The following is a 19357-nucleotide window of genomic DNA, read 5'->3' as shown; positions in this document are numbered from 1 at the left end:
CGTCGCGGCGGATTCAGGCGTTGCCGGCCGGCTCGGAGTCAGCCAGCGACGGTGCGTCGCCCTGCTCCTGGCGCTGGCGCAGGGTTTCTGCGTACAGGCCTTCGAAGTTGATCGGCTGCAGGAAGAACGGCGGGAAGCCGCCGGCCTGGATCAGATCGCTGACCAGCTGGCGCACGTACGGGAACAGGATGTTCGGGCACTGGGTGCCGAGCAGCACGTCGATCGACTGCGGGTCCAGGCCGACCAGGCCGAACACGCCGGCCTGCTTCACTTCGGCCACGTAGGCGGTGCGCTCACCGGCCTGGCAGGTCAGGGTGACGGCCAGCACGACTTCGAACGCGTTCTCGCCCAGGCGCTGCACCTGCTGGTTCAGATTCAGCTGCAGCTCCGGCTGCACCTGGTCATTGAAGATGGTCGGTGCGTTCGGCGACTCGAAGGAGACGTCCTTGACGTAGATCTTCTCGACGGTGAAAGCGGGGCCGGTAGCGGCATCGACCGGCGCAGCGGCGCCGTTGGTGATCTCTTCGGACATTTCCAGTAACTCCAGGTGAATGCAATGAAAACTAGGGTCGAATTACTGCGATGGGGGCGGCATCAGGCCCATACAAGGCCGGATCCGCCACCTGCGGCAATCAGTTGCGGCCCTTGACCAGCGGCAGTTCGGCCTGCTGCCAGGCGGGAATGCCGCCCTCGAGCACGAAGACCTTTTCGAAACCGGCCTTCTTCAGCGCCTTGGCGGCGGTTTCCGATGCGTTGCCGTTGCGGCACACCAGAACCACCGGCGCCTGCTTGGCGCTGGCCACGAGCTTGTGCTCCGGGCCGAACGCGCTGGCCTGCGCATTGCGGCTGCCGGCGATGTGGCCCTTTTCGAAGTCACCGCTGGCGGACAGGTCCACCACCACCGTGCCGCCCGCATTCATCAGCTGGGTCAGTTCGGCGGGCTTGATGCCCTTGAAGCCCCGGAACAGGCGGCGGATTTCGGTGACGATGAGGGCCACGGTCAGGCCGACCAGGGCCGCGGACAGCATCGGGTTTCGGCCTGCAAAGGCCAGCAACTCTTCGTAATTCACTCAGGTCACGGGTCGATAAGCGGGCGCCGATTGTCGCACAAGCCGGACGCGGCCCGTCACTGCCCCTGCCACAGATCCGGCAGGCCACCGGCCTGCCACCAGCGCTTGGCCTCGGCATCCCAGCGCCACCGCTCGGTCACCACCACGGTGCGCTCTGCCTGGGTGTTCTGGTTGATGACGCCGATTTCCACCCGGCGCTCGACCTGGCCATCGGGCAGCGAGGCGCTGCTGCGCTCGCGGTAGGAGGACACCCGCAGCTGTGCATAACGGTTGAGCTCGAACTCGGTGGGCGGCTTTTCCTTGCGCAGCACCGGATCCAGGTAGCCGATGGCGTCGTCCATGCTGCCCCAGCGGATCGTCGCTCCGTAGGCGATCTGGGTCTCTTCCAGCATCTTGCGCTGCTTGCGGCTCAGCTCGTCGGCACCGGCCATGGCGCTGACCAGCAGCAGGGAACACAACAGGATCTGGATGAGGCGGCGCATCAGGGGTTTCCGCAGGGCGTCAGCCTGCCATCCTACCCTTTGGCGAAGGCAACGAAGCGACCGCTGAACTCGGCAGCGGCCCGGCCGTCGGCGGCCGGCTGGGTGGCGATGATGCTGATGCGGGCCTTGCGACGCTGGCGGAAGGTGGCCAGGAAGGTGTCCCAGGCACCGCTTTCGGCCGCCTCGGCCTGCGCGTGCAGGTCTTCATAGACCGGTGCCAGGTAGCGCAGGTTGCTGTCGGCCACGTAGACCTCGGCGTCGTGGCCGGCCAGGCGCAGGCGCAGGCTGACCAGCGCCCAGCCGGACAGGGTCAGCACCGAGGCCAGGCTGCCACCGAAGGCGTTGCCCTTGTCGTTGACGTTCGCCGTCAGCGGCGCGGTGATGCGCAGCACGCCATCGGCATAGCCGTCCAGGCGGATCTGCATGGCACGGACCGCAGGCATGCAGTCCAGCACCTCCTGCAGGGAGGCCAACGAGGAGCTCAGGGCATCAACGGACATCGGAGCAGCAACCACGACAACGGCGGGCCCGCATAATGCAGGCAATGGATGACCATACGATACCCACTGGCAGCGCGTGCCGCGGCGCGGGCTGGACGCTGATCTCGCTGCGTCCGCAGGGCCAGCATGCGGCGCTGCGCCGCGCCGTTGCTGGGCTCGGCGGGCAGCTGGTGGCGCTGTCGCCGTGGCGGCTGCAACGCTTGCAGGGCCCTGCCGTGGTGCGCCAGCTGCAACGCGCGCTGAACTGCGATCGGGTGGTGTTCACCAGCCCCGCAGCCGTCACGGCGGCTGCCGCGCTGCTGCCGCTGCGCCCGGCGCAGCACAGCCCGTGGCTGACGGTTGGCGAGGGCACCACACGCGCGTTGCAGGCGCACGGCATCAGCGAGGTCCACGCGCCGCAGCGGATGGACAGCGAGGGGTTGCTGGCCCTGCCTGTACTGGCGGCGGTACAGGGCCTGCGGATCGGGCTGGTCACCGCGCCCGGTGGCCGGGGCCTGATTGCCGCCCGGCTGCAGGCGGCGGGTGCCAGCATCGAACGTGCCGACGTCTATCGGCGCCAACCACTGCGCCTGTCGCCTCGCGCCCTGTCACGGCTGGGAGAGTGTTCTGCGCCCTGGCTGATGGCGGTCAGCAGCGGTGAAGCCCTGCAACGTGTGTGGGAGCAGCTGTCGCCGCAGTGGCAGCAGCGGCTGCAGGCCCATGCCACCGCGCTGGTCGCCAGCGAACGGCTGGGCGTGCAGGCGCAGGCGCTGGGCCTGCGGGTGGTACGCAGCGCGGGGCCGACCACCCCGCAGTTGATCGCCGCTGCACACACCACGCTCACCGGGCCGGCAGCGACCTGAACAGGGACGTGGGTCACGCTTGCCGCTGTCGTCGGCAACAGGGATGCTGTGCCTGACGCTGCCTGCCGGAACCCTTCCGGCGACGCCGCCGACAAGGAAGCCTGATGAACGACACCGCCCCCGTTTCCCCACCCCGCCGCTCCCTGCGCTGGCTGCTGCCGCTGGCGGTGGTGGCCGTGCTCGGTGCAGGGGGCTATGCCGGTTGGCGTTTCTGGCAGCAGCAACAGCATGAGCAGGAAGCACAGTCGCGGACGATGGCGGTGCAGTTGCAGGGCCTGGAGGCCACGCTGGATGCGCTGCGTCGCGACCAGCGCGCAACCAGCCAACGCCTGCAGGACGCGGCCGCAACCAACCGTGTGCTGCGCGACGAGATGCTGGGCCTGTCGCAGCGCAGCGCGCTGCTGGAGGAAAACCTCGCCAAGCTCGCCGACAGCGCCAACCAGGGCCGGCAGGCCGTGCAGCGCGACGAGGCCGAACTGCTGCTGACCCAGGCCGCACAGCGCTTGAACTACGCCGACGATGTCGAAGGTGCCCGCCGTCTTTATGCACAGGCCGCGACCGCGCTGGCCGCGCTGCCCGACAGCGAGGGACTGAACCTGCGCCAGGCGCTGGTACAGGAGCGCGATGCCCTCGATGCGTTGGGTGCCGGACCCCGCGTTCAGGCGCTGCAGCGACTGGATGCGTTGGCCGGCGCCCTGCAGGGGCTGCCGACCCAGGTGGCCAGTACGCCGGCCGGCGACCAGACGCGACCGTGGTGGCAGGCCGCTTTGGCGCCCTTCGTCGATATCAGCCCGAGCCGCCAGAACGGTCCGCTGACCGCCGCCGAACGGCGCAACGCCGACGATGCACTGCAACTGGAACTGACCCTGGCCCGGGCGGCGATCGAGCGCGGCGACCGTGCCGGCCGTGACGCCGCGCTGTCGCGCGTGGAGCAGTGGGCACAGCGGCGCTGGCCGGATTCACCGGCCCTGCGCGCGCAGCGTGCTGAACTGCAGGCCTTGCGCGAGCTTCCCTTGCAGACCAGCAACACCGTCCTAGGCAGCACCCTGCAACAGCTGCGCACCCAGACCGACCGGAGGCTACCCGAATGAAACCCCTGCAATCCCTGGTCGTGCTGTTGCTGGCCGTGGCCATTGGTGTGGTCGCCGCGCAATGGCTCGGCACCGACGATCTCAACCGCTATGGCGAAGTGATTCTGCGCTATGGCGGCTACGACTATCACAGCAACCTGCCGAAGGTGGCGCTGCTGACTGTGATTGCAGTCCTGGTGCTGTGGCTGCTGTGGAGCCTGATCGCCGCACCGTTCCGTGCGTGGGGCCGCTACCGCCGCAAGCAGGGCCGGGTGCGCCTGATCGATGGCCTGCAGGCTTACGAGCACGGCCAGTGGCAGCGTGCGGAAAAGCTGCTCGACGGCGCCGCCAAGGATCCGGAACTGAGCGCGGTGGCGCTGGCCAATGCCGTGCGCAGTGCACAGGCACGTGCTGACGCCAGCGCAGGTGAGGCGCTGCTGCAGCGGCTGGGTGAATCCGATGCCACCCTGCAGGCGCTGCTGCGCGCCGAGCAACTGCTGGCGCGCGACCTGCCGGTGGACGCGATCAACGTGCTGGACGTGGCCGCGATCCAGCCGCTTCCGCCGCGTGGCCTGTGGCTGCGCACCGAGGCACTGGCCCGCGCCGGTCGTGCGCACGAAGCGTATGGACAGCTGGGCGCCCTGCGTCAGAGCAAGGTGCTGCCGGCCGAATCCAACAGCGAACTGGAAGCGCGCCTGGCCGCGCAGGCGCTGCTGGAAGCGGCCGACGTCAATGCGTTGGCCGCGCAGTGGGAAGCCACGCCGAAAGCGCTGCGGCCGACCCCCGACGTGGTGGGCGCCTATGCCAGCCGCGCGGTGGCGCTGAACTGGGACGAGCCGGCGCTGCTGGCGCTGGAGCACGCCCTGGACCAGCGTTGGGACGACGAACTGGTGGCCCTGTATGGCCGCCTGCCCGCCGAACGCCTCGCCACCCGCCAGGCCAACCTGCAGCGTTGGCGCAACGTGCATGACGATTCGGCGGCGCTGCGCCTGGCACAGGGCCGCGTCGCCCTGGCCCAGCAGCAATGGGACGCTGCCGATACGTTCCTGCACGAAGCGATCGCCAGCGGCGCCGGTGCCCCGGCCTGGGAAGCGCTGGGTGAGCTGTTCGCCCAGCGGGGTGAACATGCCCTGGCTGCACAGTGCCTGGCCAACGCGCTGCGCCTGCAGCGCGGCGAGGACAGTGTGGCGCTGGTGCGCACGGCAGGGGCCGGTGCCGATGAAGTGCCGCCGCGCGCCACCGTGGAAGATCTGCCGACGGTGCCGCAACCCCCGGTGTACAACGCCAACGAAGAGCGCGACGAGTTCGGCAACCCCCGTCTTCCCTGACCGGTGCAGTGCCGGCGAAGGGTCGGCACCCCACCGGGTCCGCAACGAAAAAGCCGCCCATCCGGGCGGCTTTTCCATGTACAGCCTTCTGCAGCGATCAGCGCTCGACGATCGCCACCACGCCCATGCCGCCTGCCGTGCAGATCGACACCAGCGCGCGGCCGCCGCCGCGTTCGGCCAGCTGCTTTGCGGCCGTGGCGATCACACGCGCACCGGTAGCGGCAAACGGGTGACCTGTAGCCAGCGACGAGCCCAGCAGATTGATCTTGTCCGGATCGATGCGGCCCAGCGGTGCCTCCAGGCCCAGCCGGTTGCGGCAGTAATCCTCGCTCTCCCACGCGCGCAGGGTGCACAGCACCTGTGCGGCAAACGCTTCGTGGATTTCGTAGATGTCGAAGTCCTGCAGGGTCAGGCCATTGCGCTTGAGCATCTCAGGCACGGCCACGGTCGGTGCCATCAGCAGGCCTTCGCCGTGCACGAAATCGACGGCCGAGACATGCGCATCGCGCAGGTAGGCCTGCGGCTCGTGCCCGTGGGCGCGGGCCCATTCCTCGCTGGCCAGCAGCACCGCCGCGGCACCATCGGTGAGCGGCGTGGAGTTGGCGGCGGTCAGGGTGCCGCGGCCGGACACCTTGTCGAACGCAGGCTTCAGCGTGGCCAGCTTTTCCAGCGAGGTATCCGGGCGCAGGATGTTGTCGCGCTCCACGCCGCGGAACGGCGCGATCAGGTCGTTGAAGAAGCCACGCTCATAGGCGGCGGCCAGCTTCTTGTGCGAGGACACCGCCCACTCGTCCTGCGAGTCGCGCGAGATGTTCCATTCCTTGGCCATGTCCTCGCAATGGTCGCCCATGCTCTTGCCGGTGCGCGGTTCGGCCACGCCCGGGAACTCGGGCTTGAGTTCGGAGAACTTGAAGCCGGAAGTCAGCGCGCGGATCTTGTCGCCGGTGCTCTTGGCGCGGTTGGCGGCCAGCAGGCGTGCACGCAGCTTCTTGCCGTACACGATCGGCACGTCGGAAGTGGTGTCCGACCCGCCGCCGATGCCCGATTCGATCTGGCCCAGGGCAATCTTGTTGGCGACGGTGATGATGCTGTCCAGCGACGTGCCGCAGGCGCGCTGCAGGGTGATGCCCGGGGTGAGCGGCGACAGTCCGGAGGACAGCGTGGCTTCGCGGCCCAGGTTCCAGTCGCTGGAGTGCTTGATCACCGCACCCATCGCCACTTCACCCAGCTGCTGGCCGTGCAGGCCGAAGCGTTCGACCAGCGCACCCAGCGTGCGTACCGACATGCCGAGGTTGCCGACATCCGAATACGCGGTGTTCTGGCGGCAGAACGGAATGCGGACGCCACCGAGAATGGCGACGGGACGAGCGTTGGGCATGGAGATACCTGGCATGGATGAGGGTGTCTGCAACATGGCCTGCACGACAGAGCAGGCATAATGGGGCCAAGTGTAGCTGCCGCCCTGTGATGGGCCAACCGTGGAACCATGAGCAAACCCGACCCCGCGATGAATGCCCTTGGCGTGCTGGCCCTGGAACTGGCCGGCGGCGAGATCCCCCGCCAGGCGGTACTCAGCGCAGACCAGGCCGGTGAACTGGCCGAGCGCGTCGGCCGCGACCTGTCCAAGCTGGTGCCGGCCGTGGCCGAGCTGGACCTGGTCCTGGCCGCCGCCCATTTCGACCCGGCCGAAGTGCTGCGCCCGGGCTGGCCGATCCATCGCCGTCTGGAAGAACTGCAGATGCGCGCGCCGGGCCGCAACCAGGGCCCGCGGCTGCTGGCCTTCGGTACCGATGCCAATGGCGATGTGCCGCTGCCGTTCCAGGCCGATTCGACGCTGGTGGGTGGCGGCCTGCGTGTGCTGCCGTTCCTGCTGACCGGCAGTGATGTGGCGACCACCCGTGCGGTGGCCGATGCGTTGGAAGAGGTGCTGCTGGCCAATGGCATGGCCCATGCCGATACCGCGCTGATGGCGCAGAACAGTTTCGGTGCCCGCATCGAGCATGCGCGCTATTTCACCGTGAACGACCTGGCCGCGATGATGTCGATGCAGTACGACAACCAGGGCCTGGCCGCGCTGTGGCCGTTGATCGAGACCGCGATCATGGCGCCGGGCGAGGATGAATGGCTTGAGGCCGCACCGGAGCCGTTGCTGCGCTACAGCCATGGCGAGGCGCGCATGGCACTGTTCGATCCGGCCGGCTGGTGCGCCCACTACAGCCATGACAGTGGCGACTGCGATCGCCTGCAGGGCATCTATGAGCAGTTCCTGATGCGCCAGCGGCAGATGGCCGCGGTGCTGGAAGCACACGGTGTGCCGGTGCTGTTCGTGCATTGCGAGGCGGGACAGGACGCGCGCGAGTTGCTGGCGCGCTGAAAAGGAAACGGCGGCCGCGTGTTGTAGAGCCGAGCCCATGCTCGGCTCAGGCCGCCGGAAAAGCAGCCGAGCCTGGGCTCGGCTCTACAGAAAGGGATGCAAAGAAAAACGCCGGCCTGCGCCGGCGTTTTCCAATCCAGCGGGGCCGGCCTTACGGGGCCTTCTGGATCACTGCGCAGGCCAGGCGCGCACCGGCGTTGCCGGTCGGCTGGCTGGTGTAGTCATCCGGATCGGCGTGGACGATCAGGCCACGGCCGATGATGTCGAAATCATCGCCCTTGCCGATGTTCACGTTGCTCGACACCGGGCCATCGATGGTGGCCACGCCCTTGTCGTCGGCCTTGATGTTGGGCATGTCGCCACCGTGGTGCGGATCACTGGCCACGCTGCCATGGTCCTGCTTGCCCGGGTTGAAATGACCGCCGGCGCTGGTGCCGTCCGGCGCACTGCAGTCGCCCTTCTCGTGGATGTGGAAACCGTGTTCGCTGCCGGGCTTCAGGCCACTGATCTGGCCCGTGACGTGCACTTTGCCGTCAACCCGCTTGAAGGTGACGCTGCCCTTGGTCTCGTTGCCCTGGGTGGGTGCCAGCTCGGCCGTGGCCGAGGCATCGGCGGCGGACGCCGGTTCTGCAGCGGGCGCCGGTTCGGTGGTTGCGCTCTCGGCCGGCGCGGCCGGCGGCGTCTCGGTCTGCGGGGTGTCGGCCGGCTTGCCGCAGGCCGCCAGGCCCAGGGCGGCGATGGCCGCGAACAGCGAAGTATGGATCAGACGCATGGATGCTCTCCTTGGAAGATGGCCGGCGGCGATCAGCGCGTCACGCGGATCACGCCGCAGGCGATGCGAACGCCGGCATTGCCGGCAGGCTGGCTGCGATAGTCATCGGCATTGGCATGCACGACCAATGCGCGTCCTGCGATATCGGTGGCGGCGCCTCCGCCCAGAGTAACGCCCTTGAGGTGGATGTCGACGTTGGCGCGGCCCTGGGCATCGGCACGCAGGTTGTCGATGTCGCCCAGGTGATGCGTGCCGGCACCGGCGCGACCGTGCGCGACGCCGCCGGGATTGAAGTGATTGCCCGCACTGCTGGCATCCACAGCGCTGCAATCACCACGCTCGTGGATATGGAAGCCTGCCTGCTGCATCGGCTGCAGGCCACCGACCAGGCCGGTGATATGTACGCCTGCCGGTTCGACCTTCAGCACCAGCCGGCCACTGACGATGCTGGCCGACGCCGGGGCCAGATTCGCCTCGGCCTGCTGTGCGGTACTGGTCACGACCGGCGGCGGTGGCGTGGGCTGCGGCTTCGGCGTACTGCCACACGCGGACAGCAGCGCGGCGGCGGACAGCGGAAGAAGGGCAGGTAACAGGCGCATCGAAGACTCCTTGCAGGTGACACTACGGACGGCATCGTCCATGAGGGATCAACGGTTCGGCAAGCGGATGCGAGGATCGCGTGCAGGGACCGTTCAATGGGGGCCGCGGCGGCGGCCTGCGCCCAGCTTGCGGGTCAGCGTGTTGCGGCCCAGGCCCAGCCGCGACGCTGCTTCCGCGCGGCGACCGTGGGTGATCTGCAGGGCAGCGTCCAGCAGGGCGTGATCGACGCGCTCGCGCACCTGCGCATGCAGCCCTTCCACGCCCTCCGCCAGTTGCCGCCGCGCCCACTCCGACAGCAGCGCCTCCCACTGCCCCGGGTCGGTGCCGCCGGTGCTGCTGCGCCGGGTGCGTGCCCGGTTGAGCGCGGTATCCACGTCGGCCACGCCGATGGTGTCGGCGGCGGCCAGTGCGGCCATCCGCCAGCACACGTTCTCCAGTTCGCGCACATTGCCCGGCCAGTCGTGCTCGCGCAGCGCCTGCAAGGCAGCGGCGGTCAAGCGCTTGGTCGGCGTATCCAGCCGGCGTGCGGCCGCCGCCAGGAAGGTGGTGGCCAGCTGCGCGATGTCCTCGCGGCGCTCACGCAGCGGCGGCAGCTGCAGGCGCACCACGTCCAGGCGATGCAGCAGGTCGGCGCGGAACAGCCCCTGCGCCACCCGTCCTTCCAGGTCCTGGTGGGTCGCTGCGATCACGCGCACATCGACACGGATCAGTTCGCGACCGCCGACACGGAAGAACTCGCCCTGCGCCAGCACGCGCAGCAGGCGCGTCTGCAGCGGCAGGGGCATGTCGCCGATTTCATCGAGGAACAGGGTGCCACCGTCGGCCTGCTCGAAGCGGCCGATGTGCCGGCGCTGTGCGCCGGTGAACGCACCGGCTTCATGGCCGAACAGTTCACTCTCCAGCAGCTCGGCGGGAATGGCGGCGGTGTTCAATGCCACGAACGGGCCCTGCGCACGCGGCGATTCGCGGTGCAGCGCGTTGGCCACCAGTTCCTTGCCGGTGCCGGTTTCACCGGTGATGAGCACTGCCAGCGGCGCCTGCGCGAGCCGGCCGATGGCGCGGAACAGCGCGCGCATCGGCGGCGTATCGCCAACCAGCTGCGGCGACGGGTCGGCGGAGGCCTCCGTGGCTGGTACCGGCGCGGCCAGTGCCGGCGCGACCGCCGGCAGCACGCGCTGGGCCAGCGCTACGGCGTCATCCAGATCGAACGGCTTGGACAGGAATTCGTGCGCGCCGCCGCGGAAGGCGCCCGCCGTGCTGGCGACATCGGTGTAGGCCGACATCACCACCACCGGCAGCTGTGGCAAGGCAGCCTTGAGCTTGTCGAGCAACACCAGGCCGTCATCGCCGGGCATGCGCACATCGGTGAACAACAGTGCCGGCGGAGAGCCCTCGGCCAGCGCCTGCAGGGCGGCGGCGGCGCTGTCGAAATCATCGACCCGGTAGCCCGCCTCGCGCAGCGCGGTGCACAGCACGAAGCGCACGGCGCGGTCATCGTCGACCACCCAGATCCGCTGGGGTGAAGGGGACGCGTCAGACATCGCGCGGGGCCTCCTCGGCCGGAACGGTGCCGCTGCCGATCGGCAGCAGCAGGGTGAATACGGTGTGGCCGGGCCGCGAGCGGTAGGTCAGCGTGCCGCGATGCTCGCGCGCGACCTGCTGGGCCAACGCCAGGCCCAGGCCGGTGCCTTCGGCGCGACCACTGACCAGAGGCAGGAACAGGTGTTCGGCCAGCTCCTCGGGTACGCCGCGACCGTCGTCGGCGATCTCCAGCCGCAGCGCCAGCGTATGCAGCCGCTCGGCAACCCGCGCACCATGCTCCACACGCGTGCGCAGGGTGATGGTGCCCGCGCCGGCCTGGATCGCATTGCGCACCAGGTTCCACACTGCCTGGGTAAGGCGGTCGGCGTCGCCATCCAGCTCGGGAATGCTGGGGTCGTAGTCGCGTTGCAGGCGCACCGCCCAGCCCGCTTCGTTCTCGGCCAGGCGCAGCACGCGCTCCAGTGCTGCATGGATGTTCAAGGCGGCATGCGGTGCGGCCGGCGCCGGCGACAGCAGCTGGTCAAGCAACCCGTTGAGGCGTTCGATCTCCGAACCGATCAGTTCGATCAGTTCGCGCTCGCTGGCATCGCGCTGTGCGGCACGGCGCGCCAGCAGCTGCGCCGCGCCTTTCAGGCCAGCCAGCGGGTTGCGCAGTTCGTGGGCCAGGCCCTTCAGTGCCGCGCTGAGTGCGCTCGGCAAGGCCTGGGTGGGGTCAAGCCCGGGGAACTCATCGACCGGATGCGCCTCCAGCAGCCAGCCGCCATCATCACGGCGGCTCATCCAGCCTTCGGCGAAGCGGGGTGCCTCTCCCGGTACCGCCAGTGCCAGCCGGTGCAGGCGCAGGCTGTCACGCTCGTCGCGGGCCAGGAAGTGGGCCAGCGCCTCGCCCTGCACCTCCAGCGCCGCCAGGGGCTGGCCCAGCAGGCGACGGCCGCTGACGCCCAGCCAGCGGCCGAAGGCCGGATTGCAGCCGGTGATGCGGCCGTCGGCAGCGGCCCAGGCCAAGGGGGTACCCAGGGCATCGAGGGACGGTGGCGGCGCGGGGTCGGACATTGCACCAATGTAGTGCAAAAGCGTGGCAGATGCGTTCCTTCCGCAGCCCGAAGCGCCCCGCCGGGCTACAGCTTCATGCTGAGGCCGACGAAGACGATGCGGCCGGGGGCAGGCGAGAACATCGGCCGGGCACTGTCCCAGAAGAAGCTGTCGTACCACGCGTAGGCGTACTCGCGTCCGGTGACGTTCTTCAGCTGCAGGTCCACGCTCCAGCGCGGATTGATCCGGTACGCGGCAGTAAGGTCGAGCACGGCGAAGCCGCCGAACCTGCCGGCCACGTTGCGCTCTTCCAGGTAGTAGTCGCCCTGCGCGCGCGCCTGCAGACCCAGCCGCAGTGCCTGGCTGGCCTGGTAGTCCACGCCCAGGTTGCTGATGTGGCGCGGGGTGGCGGCCACTTCGCGACCCTGCAGGGACACGCCGGGGGCGCGGTTGTCGCGGGTGATCTTCGCTTCCTGGTACGCATGCGAGGCCCACACTGTCCAGTCGTCGCCCACCTGCAGGCTCAACTGCGCGTCCACGCCACGGCGCCGGGTCTTGCCCAGGGTGACGGTGGTGCCGGTGGCCGGCATGTTGGATACCTCGTTCTCCGCATCCTGCTGCCATGCCGCCAGGCGGGCCTGGGCGCCGTCAAAGGGCTGGAACTTCAGGCCCAGCTCCATGCCGGTGTTGGTGGAAGGACGCATCGGCGTCTGCCCGGGCGTGAGATAGGCCGGCGCGGTGGCGCCGGTCAGCACCTGGAACGTGCGGCCCCAGTTCGCGTAGACGTGGGTGGTGTCGCCCAGGCTGTGGATGACGCTCAGCTTGGGCTGGCCGATGGTGCCGTAGTCCTGCAGCCGCCCGCGGGTGCCATCCATCAACCGCGTGCGGCCACTGAAGCGGTCCACGCGATAGGCCGGCACGATCTTCCAGGCGGCGGCTGGCTGATAGATGGCCTGCAGATAAGCGCCCACGTTGTCGAAGCTATGGCGGTCGTCGTTCTGCACGCGGGCCGGCGGGCGGGTGAAATCGGTGGGTTCGGCGTAGGCATACCGCTCGCGGATGTAACCGTTGTCCTGCTGCTCGTAGTTCAACCCGCCCTCCACCGTCAGCGTGGCTGCGGGCTGCCAAGTAAGCGTGGTGAGCAGGCCGGCCTGGCGCTCGTCCCACAGCCGCCGCTGGCGCGGCAGGTTGCCGGTGGGCAGGTCGCTGAAGGTCACGCGCCGATCGTCCTGGTAACGGTTGTAGTACAGCCGGGTGCCGAGAACGAGCGCGTCGGACAGCTTCAGGTCCAGATGCGCGGCGAACTGGCGCATGTCGCGGTCGTCGCCGTCATGGGCGTTGCGCAGGTCGCTGCCACGGCGGTGCGTGCGCAGTTCCTCGGCCGTCATGAAGCCGGGCTCGTCCGCCTCGTGGTGATAGGCGCGCGCGGTCAGGCCCACGCGCAGGCCATCGTCCAGTGAACCGTAGAACCACTTGCCACCCAGCGAATACTTCCTGGAGGTGTCGTGCTCGCGATAACCGTCGCTGGCCTGGGTGCCGATGAAGTAGTTCTGCGCGAAGCCGTTGGATTCGCGGCCCACCGCCAGCTGCGCATCGCGCGTGTTGTAGCTGCCATAGGCCAGCCGTGCATCGGTGTAACTGCCGCCCTGGCGGGTACCGAAGTTCACGTTGCCGCCGATGTTGTGCAGCCCATAACGCGGATCGTTGGTCCCGCGCACCACCTCGATGTAGCTGATTTCCAGCGGGAACAGCATGTCGATGAAGCGCTGGTTGCCGCTGTTGACGTTGCTCGGGATGCCATCGATCAGGGTCTTGATGGCATTGAGGTAACCCTCGCCATTGAAGGCGCGGAAGCTGACCTTGCCCGACTCGGCACCCTGGCGTGTTTCGGTCAGCTGGATGCCGGGCATCTGCCCCAGCAGTTCCCAGCTGTGGGACACGGTGCGGTCTTCAATCTGGTCTGCGCCCAGAACGTCGACGGAGGTGAGTACCTGGTGCGCGCTGAGGGCGCCTTCCCGGTGCTGGTGGACATCGACCTTGCCCAGGGTGAGCGCCGCGTCGGCTGACTGCGCCAATGCGTCAGGGGCAAGGGGAGCCGCCGCCAGGGCGGCCAGCAGCGTGGGGGTCTTCATGGGGAAGGAGATGGAGTTCCAAAAATGAAACTTTATAACATTTCAGTTCTGGCAGCCATCGGGGACGCCGGTTTGCCGGGCGTCAGGCAGACGGATAGCCGGTCGCTTCCCTGGCCTTCTTCCACGCGATTTCAAATTCGCGCGCGCTGATCTCGTCGTCGGAATCGAAATCCAGGAACGAGACGGGCTGGTCAGCCAGCATGAAACGGTCATCGCTCTGGCCGTTTTCATCGGCCCATACCAGCTTGGAGCCGTAGATCTCCACCTGGCGGACGATCCTGTCGCCCCGTGCTTCCATCAGCACGTTGCCCTTGCCGAGGCCCGATTCGGCCCAGTGCTTGTAGTACTTCTTTGCGTTCTTCATTGCCGGAGTCCTGGCTGTGGAGGCAGCCGGAGAGTTCAGAGGGCGGCATTATCGCCCAGCGGGCACCGCAGGGGCCCGGCGATGACCTGCCATGCGCCCGTCGATCACGGCAGAAGGCCCCGGCTCACCGCCGGGGCCCTGCACTCACTTCTGCTGCAGGAAGGCCAGCAGGTCCTGGTTGACCTTGTCCTTGTGGGTTTCGGTCAGGCCATGCGGCGCACCCGGGTAGACGATCAGGCGGGCGCCCTTGATCAGCTTGGCCGACATGCGGCCGGCAACGTCGATGGGCACGATCTGATCGTCATCACCGTGGATCACCAGCGTCGGCACGTCGAACTTCTTCAGGTCCTGGCGGAAATCGGTTGCCGAGAATGCGGCGATCGAATCGTAGGTGTTCTTGTGCCCGCCCAGCATGCCCTGCGCCCACCAGGCGTCGATCATGGCCTGCGAAACCTTCGCGCCCGGGCGGTTGAAGCCATAGAACGGGCCGGAGGGAATGTCGCGGTACAGCTGCGAGCGGTTTTCCAGCTGCGCCTTGCGCAGGCCATCGAACACTTCGATCGGTACGCCGCCGGGGTTGTCGGCGGTCTTGAGCATGAGCGGCGGCACCGAGCTGATCAGCACGGCCTTCTTCACCCGGCCGGTGCCATGGCGGCCGATGTAGCGCGCCACTTCGCCCCCCCCGGTGGAGAAGCCCACCAGCGTCACGTCATGCAGATCCAGCGTGTTGATCACCGTGGCCAGGTCATCGGCATAGTGGTCCATGTCGTTGCCTTCCCACGGCTGGCTGGAGCGTCCATGACCGCGGCGGTCATGCGCGATCACGCGGTAGCCATGGTCGGCCAGGAAGATCATCTGCGATTCCCAGCTGTCCGAGTCCAGCGGCCAGCCGTGGCTGAAGGTGACCACCGGGCCATCCTTCGGACCCCAGTCCTTGTAGTAGAGCTGCACGCCATCGGCGGTGGTGAGGGTGCTGGCGGTACGGGCGACGGCGGTGACGGCGGTGGCGGGCGCCGCTTGCGCAGCCTGGGCGGACAGGCCGGCCTGCAGGGACAGAGCCAGGGCAGTGGCGGCCAGGGTGCGGGTGACGGTGTTCATGGTGGAATCTCCTGCGAAGTGAGTGGGTTTCGACAGGTCCACTTTGCGCCCCTTTTCGGGACTGTTTGCTACATAAAATCCTTAAAATTTGACCATTCGTCCGCCAATCCCCATGGCCCGCGAACGCTACCTCGCGCGGGCATCGCCGCGGCCCGGTCTGCGGTCAGCGGGCCGGCAGCGTCACGTCCTTCGGCCACAGCATCCACAGGCTGCCCTGCTGCTTCATGTCGCCGGCCAGCTTCCCGGCGGCGTCACCGGTGCCCCAGTACAGGTCGGCGCGGACTTCGCCGGCAATGGCGCCACCGGTATCCTGCGCGGCCACCGGGCGTACCAGCGGCGTGCCGTCCGGACGGGTGGTCGACAGCCACAGCAGGCTGCCCAGCGGTACCACGGTGCGATCCACGGCAACGCTGTAGCCGGCAGTCAGCGGTACGTTCAACGAACCGCGCGGGCCTTCCGGGCTGTCGGCGCTGCGCACGAAGAACACGTAGCTGGGATTGCTGCGCAGCAGCTCCGGAACACGCGCGGGATTGGCCTTCGCCCACGTGCGGATGGCGTCCATGGTGACGTCTTCCTTGCGCAGCTCGCCCTGCTCCACCAGCCAGCGGCCGATGGCGCGATAGGGATGGCCGTTCTGCTCGGCGTAGGCCAGCCGCACCTGCGTGCCATCGGCCAGGCGCACCCGGCCCGAGCCCTGGATCTGCAGCAGCTGCAGGTCCATCGGATCGGTCAGCCAGGCCAGTACCGGCGCCTTGGCACCCTTGCCGGCGATGGTGCCTGCGTCGTCATAGGGCTTGAGTACCTTGCCGTCCAGGCGGCCGCGCAGGCGCTTGCCCTTCAGTTCGGGGTAGACGCTGTCCAGCTGCACCACGATCAGATCATCGGGGGTGCCATAGACCGGCACTGTTGCCGTGTCCGTGCGGCTGAGGCTGCCGGGGTAGATCGGCTCGTAGTAGCCGGTGATCAGGCCTTCGGCATGCTGGCCACCCGCACGCAGCGCATAGACGTCCAGATCACGCTGCAGGAACTGGCGGATGGCGACCGGGTCCTTGTCTGAAACCGCAGCGGCTGTGGCGCAGGGTCTGGCCCAGACCGCATCGTTCTTCAGGCGGGTGCAGCTGCTGCGCCAGGCGACGAAGCCGGCCTGCAGGTCGCTGTCCGAGACCGGTGGCAGCGCACTCCATTCAACCCTGGCGTAGGTGGCCGCAGCGGGCGTGGCAGCGGCAGGTGCGCCTGGGCGGGTGCCGGTGGTGGAACACGCGGCGAGCAGGGCTGCACCGAGCAGGAGGAGCAGCGCGCGCGGCAACGACTTAACAGTGATCATGGTCGCAATGTAGTGGGGCGGGTGCTGGCCCGGCAACCTCATGCAGGTGAAGCGCGGGCCCATGGCCGGCGGAAAGCGGATCCCGCGCTGTGCGCTCGCCGGGCACGGCCCGGCGCTACCGGCATTCCGACCCGGCGCTGGCGGTCACGGCGTCTGCAGCAGCAGCGAGTACAGGATGCGCGCGTCTTCCGCATCCAGCGTCTTCGGCAGATCATCGCTGCCACGGAATCGACGGTGGAACGCAGCTACCGCCGCGTCCCTATCCTCCAGCGGGTAACCGAAGCGGGCCAGCGCATTCCAGGCATCGAAGCCTTCCGGTGCGGGACCATCGCTGGCACGCGGCCACATGCCGAAGCCGGCCTCTGCAAGTTGCTGCCACGGGAAGAAACGGCTGGGATCCTGCTTGCGCGTCGGCGCCAGGTCGGCGTGGCCGATGACCTGCCGCGGCGGAATGTCCAGGCGCGCGGTGAGGTCGCGCAGCAGCACGATCAACGATTCGATCTGCGCCGCGCTGAAGGGTGTGCGGCCGTTGTTGTCCAGCTCGATGCCGATGGACGCCGAGTTGAGATCGGTGATGGTGCCCCATCGGCCCGTGCCGGCATGCCAGGCACGACGTTGATCGCTCACCAGCTGGTAGCGATGGCCATCGGCGCCGATCAGGTAATGCGCGCTGACCCGGCCGCCACTGTTGGCGGTGCGCAGCGTGCGCAGGCTCTGCTGCACCGAATCCTGTTCGGTGTGGTGGATGACGATGATGACCGGACCCCGCGCGTTGTGGTTCGGCGAGGGCACCCAGGTCGCGAGCGGATTGCGCGGCTCCGGCGGAGCGGACGCACAGGCGGCCAGCAGCAGGCAGGCCGAGAGCAGCAGGGACGTGCGGATCGGGTGCATGCCCCTGATTGTGCGCGATCGGGATGGATCGTGCATGGAGGCGCACGCGGCGCGTGGCCGGTGCCCTGACGGACGCAGCCGGGCATGGCCCGGCTGCACAGCGTGCGGGCGGCCCTTCCGGACCGCCCGCCCCTGCATCAGGCCTCGTACGCGGATTCGCCGTGCGAGGTGACGTCCAGGCCGGTACGTTCGGCCTCTTCGGTCACGCGCAGGCCGACCACCACCTTCACCAGCAGCAGGATGACCGCGGTCACCACGGCGGACCAGACCACCGTCAGGCCGACGCTGACCACCTGCACCCACACCTGGTGGCCGATATCCAGATCGGCCTTGGTGCCGCCCAGCGACTGCGCACTGAACACACCGGTGAGGATCGCGCCGACGATGCCGCCGACGCCGTGCACGCCGAACACGTCGGCCGTGTCATCCACCTTCAGCAGGCGCTTGAGACCGGTGACGCCCCACACGCAGACGGTGCCGGCGACGAAACCAATGACGATGGCACCCAGCGGCCCGACCGTGCCGCACGCGGGCGTGATGCCGACCAGGCCGGCCACCGCGCCGGAGGCCGCACCCAGCGCCGACGGCTTGCCCTTGCCGATGGCTTCCACCAGCGTCCAGCCCAGCACTGCGGCGGCGGTGGCCAGCACGGTGTTGAGGAAGGCCAGCGATGCCACGGTATCGGCCGCGGCGGCGGAGCCGGCGTTGAAGCCGAACCAGCCCACCCACAGCAGCATCGCGCCGATGTAGGTGAACGGTACGTTGTGCGGCTTCAGCGCGGTCTGGCCGTAGCCAAGGCGCTTGCCGACGAACCACGCGGCGACCAGGCCGGCAACGCCGGCGTTGATGTGCACCACGGTACCGCCAGCGAAGTCGATCGCGCCCAGCTCACCCAGGTAGCCACCGCCCCAGACGATATGCGCCATCGGGATGTAGCTGAAGGTGAACCACAATGCCGAGAACAGCAGCACCGCACGGAACTTGATGCGCTCGGCGAAGGCACCGACGATCAGCGCGGTGGTGATGCCGGCGAAAGTCGACTGGAAGGCGACGAACAGATAATCCGGCAGGCCCGCGATCGGCGTGTTGCCCACCGAGTCGGGCGTGAAGCCCTTCAGGAACGCGAACTCGGTGAATGAACCGAAGAACGGATTGCCGGCGCTGAACACCGCGCTGTAGCCGTAGGACACCCACAGCAGCAGCACCAGCGAGAACACCACCAGGATCTGGCTCAGCACGGACAGCACGTTCTTCGAACGCACCAGGCCGCCGTAGAACAGGGCCAGGCCCGGCACCACCATCAACAGCACCAGCAGGGTGGAGGTCAGCATCCAGGCGACGTCACCGTGATCGAATGCCGGGGCCGCAGCCTCGGCAGCCGCGGGAGCGGCGGCGGCCGGTGCCTGCAGCGGCTCGACCGCTACCGGTTCACTGCTCAACGGTGTCACCTGGGCCTGGGCGTGGGCGTTGCCCGGCCAGACGCCCGCGGCCAGCGCGCTGAGCAGCATCAGCAGGCACACGAGATGGAACCGGGCTTGCCACCCGGTAAGAAGGCGCATCTTCATTGGGGGAGTCTCCGGAAGGGGGTTACAGCGCGTCTGCACCGATTTCGCCGGTGCGGATGCGGATGACCTGTTCGACGGCGGTGACGAAGATCTTGCCGTCACCGATCTTGCCGGTACCTGCCGACGATTGGATCGCCTCGATCACCGCATCGGCGCGCTCGTCGGTGACCACGGTTTCGATCTTGATCTTGGGCAGGAAATCGACGACGTACTCTGCGCCGCGGTACAGCTCGGTATGGCCCTTCTGGCGGCCGAAGCCTTTCACTTCGGTCACGGTGATGCCCGACACGCCAGCATCGGAGAGTGCCTCGCGGACCTCGTCGAGCTTGAACGGTCGGATGATGGCGGAGATCAGTTTCATGCGCATGTCC

The 19357-nt window shown here is 68.4% G+C and carries 20 protein-coding genes; 4 read left to right on the top strand and 16 right to left on the bottom strand.

All coding sequences use genetic code 11. From position 1 onward, the window contains the following. Positions 1-13 precede the first annotated feature (13 nt). The 4 genes from secB to N7367_RS06820 form a co-directional block, all read right to left on the bottom strand. Positions 14-532: a protein-export chaperone SecB gene (gene secB, locus N7367_RS06835; RefSeq protein ID WP_004153553.1), complete on the bottom strand. Its 519-nt coding sequence runs from the start codon at positions 530-532 to the stop codon at positions 14-16. Positions 533-632: 100 nt separating this feature from the next. Further along, positions 633-1070 carry a rhodanese-like domain-containing protein gene (locus tag N7367_RS06830; protein ID WP_053518043.1) on the bottom strand — a complete coding sequence of 146 codons (438 nt, stop codon included), beginning with the start codon at positions 1068-1070 and terminating at the stop codon, positions 633-635. A gap of 56 nt (positions 1071-1126) precedes the next feature. After that, entirely contained in the window at positions 1127-1552 is a 426-nt protein-coding gene (locus tag N7367_RS06825) for a hypothetical protein (RefSeq protein WP_053518045.1), read from the bottom strand. A gap of 32 nt (positions 1553-1584) precedes the next feature. After that, the gene (locus tag N7367_RS06820) at positions 1585-2052 is read right to left on the bottom strand and encodes a YiiD C-terminal domain-containing protein (RefSeq protein WP_053518047.1); all 468 of its coding nucleotides are present in this window, start codon (positions 2050-2052) and stop codon (positions 1585-1587) included. Positions 2053-2087: 35 nt separating this feature from the next. On the opposite strand from N7367_RS06820, the gene N7367_RS06815 reads away from it, so the two are divergent. The 3 genes from N7367_RS06815 to N7367_RS06805 all read left to right on the top strand — a co-directional run bounded on the left by N7367_RS06815 (position 2088) and on the right by N7367_RS06805 (position 5292). Further along, positions 2088-2894 carry a uroporphyrinogen-III synthase gene (locus N7367_RS06815; protein ID WP_053518049.1) on the top strand — a complete coding sequence of 269 codons (807 nt, stop codon included), beginning with the start codon at positions 2088-2090 and terminating at the stop codon, positions 2892-2894. A gap of 104 nt (positions 2895-2998) precedes the next feature. Further along, positions 2999-3985 (top strand): uroporphyrinogen-III C-methyltransferase, encoded by a 987-nt coding sequence (locus N7367_RS06810; RefSeq protein ID WP_279942037.1) that lies wholly within the window; start codon positions 2999-3001, stop codon positions 3983-3985. Beyond that, positions 3982-5292, top strand: coding sequence for a heme biosynthesis HemY N-terminal domain-containing protein (locus N7367_RS06805; RefSeq protein ID WP_279942035.1), 1311 nt, complete (start codon positions 3982-3984; stop codon positions 5290-5292). The genes N7367_RS06810 and N7367_RS06805 overlap by 4 nt, the downstream gene beginning before the upstream one ends. A 97-nt stretch (positions 5293-5389) precedes the next feature. On the opposite strand, the gene N7367_RS06800 is transcribed toward N7367_RS06805, so the two are convergent. Beyond that, the gene (locus N7367_RS06800; RefSeq protein ID WP_111186508.1) at positions 5390-6685 is read right to left on the bottom strand and encodes an acetyl-CoA C-acetyltransferase; all 1296 of its coding nucleotides are present in this window, start codon (positions 6683-6685) and stop codon (positions 5390-5392) included. 93 nt (positions 6686-6778) lie between these two features. On the opposite strand from N7367_RS06800, the gene N7367_RS06795 reads away from it, so the two are divergent. Then, positions 6779-7666, top strand: coding sequence for a hypothetical protein (locus tag N7367_RS06795; protein WP_053518057.1), 888 nt, complete (start codon positions 6779-6781; stop codon positions 7664-7666). Between the two features lie 151 nt (positions 7667-7817). Here N7367_RS06795 and N7367_RS06790 read toward each other — a convergent pair whose 3' ends face one another. The 11 genes from N7367_RS06790 to N7367_RS06740 all read right to left on the bottom strand — a co-directional run bounded on the left by N7367_RS06790 (position 7818) and on the right by N7367_RS06740 (position 19347). Then, the gene (locus N7367_RS06790; protein WP_279942034.1) at positions 7818-8438 is read right to left on the bottom strand and encodes a superoxide dismutase family protein; all 621 of its coding nucleotides are present in this window, start codon (positions 8436-8438) and stop codon (positions 7818-7820) included. A gap of 32 nt (positions 8439-8470) precedes the next feature. Next, complete coding sequence (locus tag N7367_RS06785) at positions 8471-9037, bottom strand: superoxide dismutase family protein (RefSeq protein ID WP_053518061.1); 567 nt, start codon at positions 9035-9037, stop codon at positions 8471-8473. 93 nt (positions 9038-9130) lie between these two features. After that, positions 9131-10579, bottom strand: a complete 1449-nt coding sequence (gene ntrC / locus N7367_RS06780; protein WP_074902337.1) for a nitrogen regulation protein NR(I) — start codon at positions 10577-10579, stop codon at positions 9131-9133. Continuing rightward, a complete protein-coding gene (locus N7367_RS06775; RefSeq protein ID WP_053518064.1) occupies positions 10572-11633 on the bottom strand; it encodes an ATP-binding protein in 1062 nt (353 codons plus the stop codon). The genes ntrC and N7367_RS06775 overlap by 8 nt, the downstream gene beginning before the upstream one ends. Positions 11634-11698: 65 nt before the next feature. Next, positions 11699-13744 carry a TonB-dependent receptor gene (locus tag N7367_RS06770; protein WP_279942033.1) on the bottom strand — a complete coding sequence of 682 codons (2046 nt, stop codon included), beginning with the start codon at positions 13742-13744 and terminating at the stop codon, positions 11699-11701. A gap of 82 nt (positions 13745-13826) precedes the next feature. Next, positions 13827-14108, bottom strand: a complete 282-nt coding sequence (locus N7367_RS06765) for a hypothetical protein (protein WP_053520269.1) — start codon at positions 14106-14108, stop codon at positions 13827-13829. A 144-nt stretch (positions 14109-14252) separates the two neighbouring features. Then, complete coding sequence (locus tag N7367_RS06760; protein ID WP_279942032.1) at positions 14253-15206, bottom strand: alpha/beta hydrolase; 954 nt, start codon at positions 15204-15206, stop codon at positions 14253-14255. A 163-nt stretch (positions 15207-15369) separates the two neighbouring features. Continuing rightward, positions 15370-16530, bottom strand: a complete 1161-nt coding sequence (locus N7367_RS06755) for an MltA domain-containing protein (protein WP_279942031.1) — start codon at positions 16528-16530, stop codon at positions 15370-15372. Positions 16531-16674: 144 nt separating this feature from the next. Further along, positions 16675-17421, bottom strand: a complete 747-nt coding sequence (locus N7367_RS06750) for an N-acetylmuramoyl-L-alanine amidase (RefSeq protein WP_065174137.1) — start codon at positions 17419-17421, stop codon at positions 16675-16677. A 137-nt stretch (positions 17422-17558) separates the two neighbouring features. Further along, complete coding sequence (gene amt, locus N7367_RS06745) at positions 17559-18986, bottom strand: ammonium transporter (RefSeq protein ID WP_053520267.1); 1428 nt, start codon at positions 18984-18986, stop codon at positions 17559-17561. A gap of 22 nt (positions 18987-19008) precedes the next feature. Further along, positions 19009-19347 carry a P-II family nitrogen regulator gene (locus N7367_RS06740; protein WP_004134334.1) on the bottom strand — a complete coding sequence of 113 codons (339 nt, stop codon included), beginning with the start codon at positions 19345-19347 and terminating at the stop codon, positions 19009-19011. Between the last annotated feature and the right edge of the window lie 10 nt (positions 19348-19357).

Origin of the sequence: Stenotrophomonas sp. GD04145 (assembly GCF_029835135.1) — a bacterium.
Taxonomy (GTDB): domain Bacteria; phylum Pseudomonadota; class Gammaproteobacteria; order Xanthomonadales; family Xanthomonadaceae; genus Stenotrophomonas; species Stenotrophomonas maltophilia_P.
The sequence above is the reverse complement of the archived record's forward strand: the minus strand, read 5'-3'. Positions and strand labels throughout refer to the sequence as shown.